Origin of the sequence: Halomonas sp. MS1 (genome assembly GCF_024182575.1) — a bacterium.
Taxonomy (GTDB): Bacteria; Pseudomonadota; Gammaproteobacteria; order Pseudomonadales; family Halomonadaceae; genus Vreelandella.
Genome location: NZ_CP098926.1, coordinates 3,068,078 through 3,080,151, shown reverse-complemented (window position 1 = coordinate 3,080,151; position 12,074 = coordinate 3,068,078). Strand labels below are relative to the sequence as shown.

General features: G+C 52.5%; 5 protein-coding genes and 2 rRNA genes. 1 reads left to right on the top strand and 6 read right to left on the bottom strand.

The annotated features are described in order from the left end of the window. Positions 1-88: 88 nt before the first annotated feature. The 6 genes from NF683_RS14020 to NF683_RS13995 all read right to left on the bottom strand — a co-directional run bounded on the left by NF683_RS14020 (position 89) and on the right by NF683_RS13995 (position 10,751). Positions 89-2,982 (bottom strand): 23S ribosomal RNA (locus NF683_RS14020). 294 nt (positions 2,983-3,276) lie between these two features. Continuing rightward, a 16S ribosomal RNA gene (locus NF683_RS14015) occupies positions 3,277-4,811 on the bottom strand. Together the 16S and 23S rRNA genes form the textbook arrangement of a ribosomal RNA operon. A 671-nt stretch (positions 4,812-5,482) precedes the next feature. After that, the gene (locus NF683_RS14010) at positions 5,483-7,288 is read right to left on the bottom strand and encodes an acyl-CoA dehydrogenase C-terminal domain-containing protein (RefSeq protein WP_193060501.1); all 1,806 of its coding nucleotides are present in this window, start codon (positions 7,286-7,288) and stop codon (positions 5,483-5,485) included. 253 nt (positions 7,289-7,541) lie between these two features. Continuing rightward, a complete protein-coding gene (locus tag NF683_RS14005; protein WP_089037914.1) occupies positions 7,542-8,309 on the bottom strand; it encodes an SDR family NAD(P)-dependent oxidoreductase in 768 nt (255 codons plus the stop codon). A 16-nt stretch (positions 8,310-8,325) separates the two neighbouring features. Then, complete coding sequence (locus NF683_RS14000) at positions 8,326-9,996, bottom strand: AMP-binding protein (RefSeq protein ID WP_089037913.1); 1,671 nt, start codon at positions 9,994-9,996, stop codon at positions 8,326-8,328. Between the two features lie 191 nt (positions 9,997-10,187). Next, entirely contained in the window at positions 10,188-10,751 is a 564-nt protein-coding gene (locus NF683_RS13995) for a TetR/AcrR family transcriptional regulator (protein ID WP_253920264.1), read from the bottom strand. A gap of 128 nt (positions 10,752-10,879) precedes the next feature. Here NF683_RS13995 and NF683_RS13990 point away from each other — a divergent pair, with 128 nt between their 5' ends. Next, complete coding sequence (locus NF683_RS13990) at positions 10,880-12,067, top strand: acetyl-CoA C-acyltransferase (protein WP_089037911.1); 1,188 nt, start codon at positions 10,880-10,882, stop codon at positions 12,065-12,067. Positions 12,068-12,074 lie beyond the last annotated feature (7 nt).

Below are 12,074 nucleotides of genomic sequence, written 5' to 3'. Positions count from 1 at the left end.
GTTTTGTGGCGTCTCTTGTTTCCTGCCACTGACAGGAAGCGCGTATCCGGTTTTCATTATCACTGCGACCAGACCCCTTGGGTGTTATAGGGTCAAGCCTCACGGGCCATTAGTACACGTTAGCTCAACGCCTTGCAGCGCTTCCACACCGTGCCTATCAACCAGCTGGTCTCGCTGGGCCCTTCAGGAGGCTCTAGGCCTCAGGGATGTCTCATCTTGAAGGGGGCTTCCCGCTTAGATGCTTTCAGCGGTTATCCCGTCCGCACATAGCTACCCGGCAATGCCACTGGCGTGACAACCGGAACACCAGAGGTGCGTCCACTCCGGTCCTCTCGTACTAGGAGCAGCCCTTCTCAAACATCCAACGCCCACGGCAGATAGGGACCGAACTGTCTCACGACGTTCTAAACCCAGCTCGCGTACCACTTTAAATGGCGAACAGCCATACCCTTGGGACCGACTTCAGCCCCAGGATGTGATGAGCCGACATCGAGGTGCCAAACACCGCCGTCGATGTGAACTCTTGGGCGGTATCAGCCTGTTATCCCCGGAGTACCTTTTATCCGTTGAGCGATGGCCCTTCCATACAGAACCACCGGATCACTAGAACCTGCTTTCGCACCTGCTCGACGTGTCTGTCTCGCAGTCAAGCACCCTTATGCTCTTGCACTCACTGCACGATGTCCGACCGTGCTGAGGGTACCTTCGTGCTCCTCCGTTACTCTTTGGGAGGAGACCGCCCCAGTCAAACTACCCACCACACACTGTCCTCGATCCGGATAACGGACCTGAGTGAGAACGCCAATGATGCCAGGCTGGTATTTCAAGGTTGGCTCCCCTCGAACTGGCGTCCGAGATTCAAAGCCTCCCAGCTATCCTACACAGGCAACATCAGCGTCCAGTGTGAAGCTATAGTAAAGGTTCACGGGGTCTTTCCGTCTAGCCGCGGGTACACCGCATCTTCACGGCGATTTCAATTTCACTGAGTCTCGGGTGGAGACAGCGTGGCCATCATTACGCCATTCGTGCAGGTCGGAACTTACCCGACAAGGAATTTCGCTACCTTAGGACCGTTATAGTTACGGCCGCCGTTTACCGGGGCTTCAATCAAGAGCTTCGGACGAATCCTAACACCATCATTTAACCTTCCGGCACCGGGCAGGCGTCACACCCTATACGTCCGCTTGCGCGTTAGCAGAGTGCTGTGTTTTTACTAAACAGTTGCAGCCACCTGGTATCTTCGACCGGTTCGGGCTTAGAGAGCAAGTCTCGTCACCCTACGCCGGCGTGCCTTCTCCCGAAGTTACGGCACCATTTTGCCTAGTTCCTTCACCCGAGTTCTCTCAAGCGCCTTGGGATTCTCACCCTGACCACCTGTGTCGGTTTGGGGTACGGTCGCACATGATCTGAAGCTTAGAGGCTTTTCCTGGAAGCGTGGCATCAATGACTTCCTGACCGTAGTCAGTTCGTTTCGTGTCTCGGCCTTAAAGGGTCCCGGATTTACCTAAGACCCAAGCCTACTCACTTTCACCAGGACAACCAACGCCTGGCTCACCTAGCCTTCTCCGTCCCCCCATCGCAATCATGTCCGGTACAGGAATATTGACCTGTTTCCCATCGACTACGCCTTTCGGCCTCGCCTTAGGGGCCGACTCACTCTGCTCCGATTAGCGTCGAACAGAAACCCTTGGTCTTCCGGCGAGGGAGTTTTTCACTCCCTTTATCGTTACTCATGTCAGCATTCGCACTCGTGATACCTCCAGCAGACTTCTCAATCCACCTTCATTGGCTTACACGACGCTCCTCTACCGCTCACACCTAAGTGTGAACCCGTAGCTTCGGTACCTGGTTTAGCCCCGTTACATCTTCCGCGCAGGCCGACTCGACTAGTGAGCTATTACGCTTTCTTTAAAGGATGGCTGCTTCTAAGCCAACCTCCTAGCTGTCTGAGCCTTCCCACATCGTTTCCCACTTAACCAGGATTTCGGGACCTTAGCTGACGGTCTGGGTTGTTTCCCTTTTCACGACGGACGTTAGCACCCGCCGTGTGTCTCCCACGCTTGCACTCACCGGTATTCGGAGTTTGCCTCGGGTTGGTAAGTCGGGATGACCCCCTAGCCGAAACAGTGCTCTACCCCCGGCGGTGATACGTGAGGCGCTACCTAAATAGCTTTCGAGGAGAACCAGCTATCTCCGAGCTTGATTAGCCTTTCACTCCGATCCACAAGTCATCCAAATCTTTTTCAACAGATCCTGGTTCGGGCCTCCAGTTGATGTTACTCAACCTTCACCCTGCTCATGGATAGATCGCTCGGTTTCGGGTCTATATCCAGCGACTGTGTCGCCCAGTTAAGACTCGGTTTCCCTACGGCTCCCCTAAACGGTTAACCTCGCCACTGAATATAAGTCGCTGACCCATTATACAAAAGGTACGCAGTCACAGAACAAGTCTGCTCCTACTGCTTGTACGCACACGGTTTCAGGATCTATTTCACTCCCCTCTCCGGGGTTCTTTTCGCCTTTCCCTCACGGTACTGGTTCACTATCGGTCAGCCAGGAGTATTTAGCCTTGGAGGATGGTCCCCCCGTCTTCAGTCAAGGTTTCTCGTGCCCCGACCTACTCGATTTCACATGATCAGATTTTCGACTACGGGGCTATCACCCACTATGGCCGCGCTTCCCAGCGCATTCGCCTAATCAGTCACATGCTTAAGGGCTGGTCCCCGTTCGCTCGCCGCTACTAGGGGAATCTCGGTTGATTTCTTTTCCTCAGGGTACTTAGATGTTTCAGTTCCCCTGGTTCGCCTCTTACGCCTATATATTCAGCGCAAGATACTCATCTTATGATGAGTGGGTTTCCCCATTCAGAAATGCCCGGGTCACAGGTTGTTTGCCACCTCGCCGAGCCTTATCGCAGGCTTCCACGTCTTTCATCGCCTCTGGCTGCCTAGGCATCCACCGTGTGCGCTTCATTGCTTGACCCTATAACCCGAAGGAGTCTGGTGTCTCGCAATGATAACGATTGCCGGATACGCTTGAGACGTATCACAAAACAATTACGTATAAACGTTTTAAAAACGTTTATGTCAGCATGATATACATTGTTAAAGAGCGACTGCTATGCGCAGTGATAAGCGAGTGCTTTTTTCACATTAAAAGGAAAAGAAAGACCTTTTTCTCTTTTTAACGTGAAAAAAACGCTTATCACTGCGTATCAACAGCATTCTGATCAGGTAATTCATTGTGAGCGCTTACCGTGAGGGATGATGCATCGTTTAAGGAGGTGATCCAGCCGCAGGTTCCCCTACGGCTACCTTGTTACGACTTCACCCCAGTCATGAACCACACCGTGGTGATCGCTTTCCCGAAGGTTAAGCTAACCACTTCTGGTGCAGTCCACTCCCATGGTGTGACGGGCGGTGTGTACAAGGCCCGGGAACGTATTCACCGTGACATTCTGATTCACGATTACTAGCGATTCCGACTTCACGGAGTCGAGTTGCAGACTCCGATCCGGACTGAGACCGGCTTTTCGGGATTAGCTGACTCTCGCGAGCTCGCAACCCTTTGTACCGGCCATTGTAGCACGTGTGTAGCCCTACTCGTAAGGGCCATGATGACTTGACGTCGTCCCCACCTTCCTCCGGTTTGTCACCGGCAGTCTCCTTAGAGTTCCCGGCATTACCCGCTGGCAAATAAGGACAAGGGTTGCGCTCGTTACGGGACTTAACCCAACATTTCACAACACGAGCTGACGACAGCCATGCAGCACCTGTCTCTGCGTTCCCGAAGGCACCAAGTGATCTCTCACAAGTTCGCAGGATGTCAAGAGTAGGTAAGGTTCTTCGCGTTGCATCGAATTAAACCACATGCTCCACCGCTTGTGCGGGCCCCCGTCAATTCATTTGAGTTTTAACCTTGCGGCCGTACTCCCCAGGCGGTCGACTTATCGCGTTAACTTCGCCACAAAGTGCGCTAGGCACCCAACGGCTGGTCGACATCGTTTACGGCGTGGACTACCAGGGTATCTAATCCTGTTTGCTACCCACGCTTTCGCACCTCAGTGTCAGTGTCAGTCCAGAAGGCCGCCTTCGCCACTGGTATTCCTCCCGATCTCTACGCATTTCACCGCTACACCGGGAATTCTACCTTCCTCTCCTGCACTCTAGCTTGACAGTTCCGGATGCCGTTCCCAGGTTGAGCCCGGGGCTTTCACAACCGGCTTATCAAGCCACCTACGCGCGCTTTACGCCCAGTAATTCCGATTAACGCTTGCACCCTCCGTATTACCGCGGCTGCTGGCACGGAGTTAGCCGGTGCTTCTTCTGCGAGTGATGTCTTTCCTAATGGGTATTAACCACTAGGCGTTCTTCCTCGCTGAAAGTGCTTTACAACCCGAGGGCCTTCTTCACACACGCGGCATGGCTGGATCAGGCTTTCGCCCATTGTCCAATATTCCCCACTGCTGCCTCCCGTAGGAGTTCGGGCCGTGTCTCAGTCCCGATGTGGCTGATCATCCTCTCAGACCAGCTACGGATCGTTGCCTTGGTGAGCCATTACCTCACCAACTAGCTAATCCGACATAGGCTCATCCAATAGCGAGAGCCGAAGCCCCCTTTCTCCCGTAGGACGTATGCGGTATTAGCCTGGGTTTCCCCAGGTTATCCCCCACTATCGGGCAGATTCCTATGCATTACTCACCCGTCCGCCGCTCGTCAGCGGGTAGCAAGCTACCCCTGTTACCGCTCGACTTGCATGTGTTAGGCCTGCCGCCAGCGTTCAATCTGAGCCATGATCAAACTCTTCAGTTTAAAATCATTGTGATACTTACTCGTCACCAGAAGGTAACAAAAGCGCATCAAACTTGGCTCAAGGTTCAAACGAATTCATTCAAACTTTCGTTTTCATGACCGCTTGCCTTGATATTTGGTGATTTATCACCCTCATCGGCAAGCGCCCACATGAATTACCTGATCAAATTGTTAAAGAGCTGTTTTCGCTGCTGAACTTCCGAAGAAGTAACTGGCTAACCGATGAACTGGCTTGCCTCAGCGAGGAAGGCGTATTCTACGCACTTCCTGGTGTTTGTCAATCACTGTTTTAAGTGAGTGAAGCGAGTGAGCGAAGAAAGCGAGATAACGTTGCTTTCTGGCGTGGCTCGTTTCAAAAAGCGTTGGAAGACATCGAAGCATGTTGCTGCTGAGTTCTTCTAACTCTCTGACAAACCGAAGGTTTTCACCTTCAATCACCGCTGGTAACGCTGTGCGTCCCCGGCAGCGGATGCGTACTTTACGGATTCGCTGCCGTCTTGGCAAGGGCTATTGGAAAATAAATTGAAATAAAAAAAGCGGCAGGTTTTGTTCTAAGAACAAGCCTGCCGCAAACCACCGATCAGTCCCCTGACCAGAGAGTGCTCAGTTAAGCCTACAGATGAATCTGCTTTTGCAGAATAACCACTCCTATTGAGCTAAATCTCAAAAGCTTAAATCTCAAAGCCCAAGCCAAAATCTTCGCTCGACATCGCCATAAGGCTTCCCGCACCCGCTTGAATCATCTGAGCATGTGCTTTAGTACGCGGCAGCAGGCGCTGGTAATAGAAACGAGCAGTATTCAACTTGGCCGCATAAAACGCCTTATCGTCACCCTCTAATTCCACCAACGACTGCTTAGCTGCGCGGGCAAAAAGGTACGCCAAGGTGACATAGCCGGAGTACATGAGGTAGTCGACGCTGGCCGCCCCCACTTCTTCACGGTCTTGCATGGCTTTCATACCCACGCCCATCGTTAGCTCGCCCCACTCAGCATTCAGCTTCGCTAGCGGCTCAACAAACTCTTTTAGAGCAGGGTTATCAGCTTCCGTCTTACAGAACTTATGAATCTCTTTGGTGAATACTTTTAGCGATTCACCCTGGCTCATCAACACCTTTCGGCCAAGCAGGTCTAACGCCTGAATGCCGGTAGTACCTTCATAGAGACGGGTAATACGCGCATCACGCACCAGCTGTTCCATCCCCCACTCTTTAATGAAGCCGTGCCCACCAAAAATCTGCACGCCTTCATTGGTGCACTCAAAACCAACTTCAGTGAGAAACGCTTTCACGATAGGCGTTAATAGACCAAGCAGAGTTTCAGCCCGCTCTTTCTCTTCGCCAGGCTTACCGTGTTCAACGATATCTAGCATTTGAGCGGTGTATAGCACCAGCATGCGACCACCCTCGGCGAACGCCTTCTGGGTTAGCAGCATACGGCGCACATCCGGATGAACAATAATCGGGTCTGCTGCTTTCTCAGGCGCTTGAGCACCAGAAAGGGCACGCATTTGTAACCGGTCACGAGCGTAACTGAGCGAGTTTTGGAAACTGGCTTCAATTAAGCCTAAACCTTGAATGCCCACCCCAAGACGTGCGGCATTCATCATAGTGAACATGCACGCTAAGCCTTTGTTAGGCGCTCCAACTAAATAGCCCGTCGCACCATCAAAGTTCATCACACAAGTCGCATTACCGTGGATGCCCATTTTGTGCTCAAGCGAGCCACAGGAAACGCCATTACGATCGCCGGGATTGCCTTGAGCATCTGGCATAAACTTAGGCACAACAAATAGAGAAATACCCTTCGAGCCCTCAGGAGCGCCAGGCAATTTGGCTAATACGAGGTGCACAATGTTTTCTGCCAGATTATGGTCGCCAGCAGAAATAAAGATCTTAGTACCCGTAATGGCGTAGGCACCACTTTCATTAGGCACCGCACGCGTCTTAATTAACCCGAGGTCAGTACCACAGTGCGGCTCGGTGAGACACATGGTGCCCGTCCAAACGCCTTCAACCAGCTTGGTAAGGTAGGTTTCCTTTTGCTCATCAGTACCATGGTGCCGAAGTGCATCGGCAGCACCATGGGAAAGCCCTGGATACATACCCCACGCTAAGTTAGTTGCGCAGATCATTTCAGACAGCATCATCGCCAATGATGGCGGAAGACCTTGGCCGCCCTGTTCAGGATCTGCTGCTAGGCTTGGCCAGCCACCTTCAACATATTGCTGATACGCTTCTTTAAAACCTTGCGGCGCTTTAACTTCGCCACCTTCTAACAAGCACCCCTCTTCATCGCCACTTTGATTGAGCGGAAGCAGCACATCACGGGCAAAGCGCGCGCCCTCTTCAAGAATCGCATTCACGACGTCTGGAGACGCTTCATCACCACAGGGTAGCGCTGCATAGTGGCTGGGATAGTCAAACATTTCGTCCATAACGAAACGCATATCACGTAAGGGGGCTTGATAGCTGGGCATGTCACTTCTCCTGAGCTGGGGGCTGAAAGCGGCTTACATTTTTAGTACGGCTGGGATTTCAAAAAAGCCGCTTTCAAACACATGTTTGAAAACTAGCGCGCAGCCGTGCCATAGTCAAGCGGTCGTTTGAATATAACACCCAAAACCGCTACAACTTTGGTCGACCAACCGGTAAAAATTTGATCTATAAACAAAAAAACCTGCCAGCAAAAGTGCTGGCAGGTTATTAGACGCTACTAATTTTCCAGCCTATTTACTGCATTCGAATGCCGCCATCCAGCCGAATCACTTCACCATTCAACATTGGGTTAGTAATAATCTGCTCGGCCAACTGAGCAAACTCATCTGGCTTACCCAACCGCTTGGGGAAAGGCACCGCAGCGGCTAAGGCTTGAGCCGCCTCGTCAGGAATCTCACTCATCATGGGCGTTTCAAAAACGCCAGGCGCAATCGCCATAACGCGAATAGCATGACGCGATAGCTCTCTAGCAGCAGGCAAACTCATTCCCACAACACCGGCTTTCGACGCACTGTAAGCACACTGCCCCACCTGCCCATCGAATGCCGCGATAGAAGCAGTATTAATAATTACGCCCCGCTCACCGCTTTCATTGGGGGTATTTTTGGCCATGGCGGCGGCCGCCAAACGCATCACATTAAACGTACCCACTAAGTTGATGTTGATCGTTTTTGCATAGCTTTCCAGGTCTGCGGGGTTGCCATTACGGTCAACCAGTTTGGCCACGCTGACGACGCCAGCACAGTGAATAACACCGGAAAGGCCGCTGTCACCTGCCAGCGCAATCGCTTCGTCAATCGCCTGCTGCATTTGCTCGGCAGAGGTGATATCAGCTATGCAGGCCACTGCACGATCACCTAAGCGCTTAGCATGCTCCAACACGCTATTATTCATGTCACACAATACAACGCTTCCACCAGCCGCTATTAGGCGCTCTGCTGTTGCCGCGCCCAGCCCTGAAGCAGCACCAGTAATTAAAAACGTACAATCCTTCACCTGCATTTCAACTTTCCTTTGATTATTTGTCGTTGCGTGCTTGCTCAGTCGCTTGGGCACGAAGTTTGAAGCGCTGAATCTTGCCGCTAGGCGTTTTGGGCAGCTCATCGACGAATTCGATAACCCTGGGGAACGCATGAGTAGAAAGACGCTCACGCACTTGCTGGCGGATCTCATCAGCAAGCGTTTCACTAGCCTCATACCCATCACGCAGCACGATATAAGATTTAATGACCTCGCCACGAATCTCGTCTGGCTGGCCAACTGCTGCCGATTCGGCAACCGCAGGGTGAGTCATGACACTGTTTTCAACATCCGTAGGGCCAACCCGATAGCCTGCGGTGGTAATAATGTCGTCATCGCGTCCGGCAAATTGAAACGAGCCGTCTTCATTGCGGATAACGACATCGCCAGTTAGGTAGTAACCGTTCACAAAGGGGTCTTTTTCTTGCCAGGTATACCCTTGGAAGAAGTGGGCGGGTGAGTTTTTGATATCAACTGCAAGCACACCCGGTTCACCGGGCGGCAGTTCGTTATACTCGGCGTCCAAGATAGCCAAGCGGTAGCCCGGCATTGGCACACCCATCGCTCCCACATGTTTAGGGTGATCAAGGGAGTGATGGTTATTACAGGTCATACCGGTTTCTGTTTGACCATAGTGATCCATGACCGGACAACCTAACGACTTCTCCACCCAGGTCACTACTTCTGTGTTTAGAGGCTCGCCTGCAGAGCTTGCCGCGCGAAGCTCTAAGGTTTGGTGGGCGTCATCGAACAGTCCTGACGCTTTCATTAAGCGGTATGCCGTGGGCGCCGCGGCGAAGTTAGTAATACGGTGGCGCTTCATGAAAGCCAAGGCACCTTCTGCACTGAAACCTGCCTCGCAGAAGTGCGTGGTAACACCGAGCAGCAGCGGCCCAGTAATCGCGTAATAAAGCCCATATGCCCAACCCGGGTCAGCCATATTCCAAAAGCGATCATCGTCACGAAGATCGACTGCCAGCTCCATATAGAGAGCAAACGCGGTCATACCGGAAAGCGGCACAGCCACTCCCTTTGGCTTGCCTACCGTGCCCGACGTAAACATCTGAAGAAAAGGTTTTTCAGGGGCAAGACGAGGTGGCTTTTCGCTCATTGACGTATGCGTCAACGCAGCCTGCCAATCATGATCATCAGGATGCTCGCTAGTAGCCCCGCCTACTGCCAAAACAGGCGGGCACTGGCTTAGCCCATCAAACTTAAAGCGATTAGCATGATCGGTAATAACCAGCTTGGTGTCAGCGCGCCCCAGGCGATAATCCACCGCATCAGGACCGAACGCGGTAAATAACGGCTGATAAACCGCACCAATTCGCCAGGTGGCAAGAACCGCCACTAACAGCGCTGCTGAGCGCGGCAGCATGCAGGCAATACGGTCCCCTTCACCAAGCCCTTGGGCCTTAAACCAGCCAGCAAGCTTGCCACTCTGCTCGTCTAGTTCTGCATACGTCAGCGTATGGGTTTGTCCATTGATATCTTCCTGCACGAGCGCAAGCACATCACCTCGCCCCTGGCGTACATGACGACCGCAGCATGCCTCAAAGGCATTAAGGCAACCATCCTGATGGTCATCCAGCCTGGCAATCATGGTGTCAACCGTAAAGCCTTCCAGGAAGGTGGAATATGTGGGTAGTGACGCTGATGTTGCTGTCATGATGGCTCTCTTATGTTGTTAGTCGTGAGCAGTTGTACGCAAACAGACAGGCCAGGTTTCGATTTTACGCTTTATTGTTGTCCGTTTACGTTAACGGAAACCTTGCAATTAAACTAACGCTAAAAGCATTTGCGCGGGAGCGCAAGCAATCAGCGTCGTAAACGGATTAGACGTTGGTCGAGAAGGGGGTATTAACGGGCCATAATCATCGCAACTAGTTCATCGGCTAGGTCATCGGGTGTGCGCGGCCCACTGGGATCGTACCAGCGTACCGTCCAATTCAGCGCACCCAATATAAACCGCGATACAAGAAAGCGGTCACCGTGAATAAGCTCTGCTGCCAGCGCATCATCGATAACCTCTACCCATAGTGCTTCGTAGGCATCCCGCAGGTGGCTTAAATGGGCACTCGCATCTGGATCTAACCGTCGCCACTCAAATAACGCGACCACATGGGCATTGCGATCAGCGAAAAGCGTCTCTAAGTGCGCTCGGGCCATAGCATGCAGACGCGCCTCAGGGTCATTGTCGCACTCTTGAAGCGCTGCTTTAGCAATGCTAAGAGCATTATGGGTACCCTCCTCTATTACTGCAGCTAAGATTTCCTGCTTATCTTTGAAGTGATGGAACAAGCTGCCAGACTTGATACCCATTTCTTGCGCCAGCATACGCACCGTGGTGCGATCAAAGCCTTCTTGGACGAATAGCTGAGCCGCTAAACGTGTCAATTCCTTGCGGCGAGGGGAAGCATTCATTACATTCATGTCATTTACACTAGCGCTTGCTTGGTTACTTAGGAGAAGACCACAGCCCCGCCAACGGGTCAACGCATCACTAAGCTTACAGCAAGATAATCACAAGAAATCCGACAGGAGACGCACAAATGAGTAATGCCACCGAGGTTGTATTTTTATCTGCCACCCGCACGCCAATGGGCGGCATGATGGGTAGTCTTTCTAGCATGACGGCTCCCGAACTTGCGGCCGTTGCAATCCGCGCGGCCATAGAGCGAGCGGGTATCGAAGCATCCGTTATTGAAGAAGGCATCATGGGTTGTGTACTACCCGCCGGCGTAAAACAAGGGCCAGCCCGCCAGGCCATGCGTCAGGCTGGCATTCCCGATGCCAATGGTGCGACTACGATCAATAAACTGTGTGGTTCTGGCATGAAAGCCACCATGCTAGCCCACGATTTGATCAAAGCCGGGACGGGGGAAGTGCTGCTCGCGGGCGGCATGGAATCGATGTCTAATGCCCCACACGTACTCACTAAAGCGCGTGGTGGTTATCGTCTAGGTCATGGCGAGCTAAAGGACCACATGTTCCTTGACGGCTTAGAAGATGCCGAAACCGGCAAATTGATGGGCGTTTTCGCTCAGGATGTTGCCTCAGAGCGTGGCTACACGCGCGAGCGTCTGGATGACTTTGCCATTGCATCCCTAGAGCGCGCTATGGACGCTACCAATAACGGCCACTTAGCGGCAGAAATGGCACCGGTAACAGTCACCAGCCGCCAAGGTGAAACGCTGGTCGAGCATGATGAACAGCCTTTCCAAGCGAAGCTAGATAAAATCCGCCAGTTGCGCCCGGCGTTTGCTAAAGACGGTACTATTACTGCTGCCAACGCTAGCTCAATTTCCGACGGTGCATCCGCACTTATTTTGGCCAGCCATGAAGCCGCAAAGCGCCATGGTGTAAAGCCACTAGCGAAAATGCTTGGCCATACCACCCACTCCCGCCATCCAAGCGAATTCACCATTGCGCCAGTCGGTGCCATTGAAAAGCTGATGAAAAAGCTTGGCTGGGGCGTTAACGACGTTGATCTGTTTGAGATTAACGAAGCGTTCGCTGTCGTTACGTTAATGGCGATGGATGACTTGGGGCTACCCCACGAGAAAGTCAACGTGTTTGGCGGCGCTTGTGCCCAAGGGCACCCAATTGGCTCAACAGGTTCACGCGTCATTGCGACGCTTATTCACGCCCTACGCACCAAAGGCGGCAAACGTGGTATTGCCAGCCTGTGCATTGGTGGTGGCGAAGCCACCGCTGTGGCTGTTGAACTAATCGACTAATATAATC

Bases quoted from the DNA above. Each gene is read 5' to 3' on its own strand.
- NF683_RS14010 (WP_193060501.1), bottom strand. From the start codon at position 7,288: ATGCCCAGCTATCAAGCCCCCTTACGTGATATGCGTTTCGTTATGGAC.
- NF683_RS14005 (WP_089037914.1), bottom strand. From the start codon at position 8,309: ATGCAGGTGAAGGATTGTACGTTTTTAATTACTGGTGCTGCTTCAGGG.
- NF683_RS14000 (WP_089037913.1), bottom strand. From the start codon at position 9,996: ATGACAGCAACATCAGCGTCACTACCCACATATTCCACCTTCCTGGAA.
- NF683_RS13995 (WP_253920264.1), bottom strand. From the start codon at position 10,751: ATGAATGCTTCCCCTCGCCGCAAGGAATTGACACGTTTAGCGGCTCAG.
- NF683_RS13990 (WP_089037911.1), top strand. From the start codon at position 10,880: ATGAGTAATGCCACCGAGGTTGTATTTTTATCTGCCACCCGCACGCCA.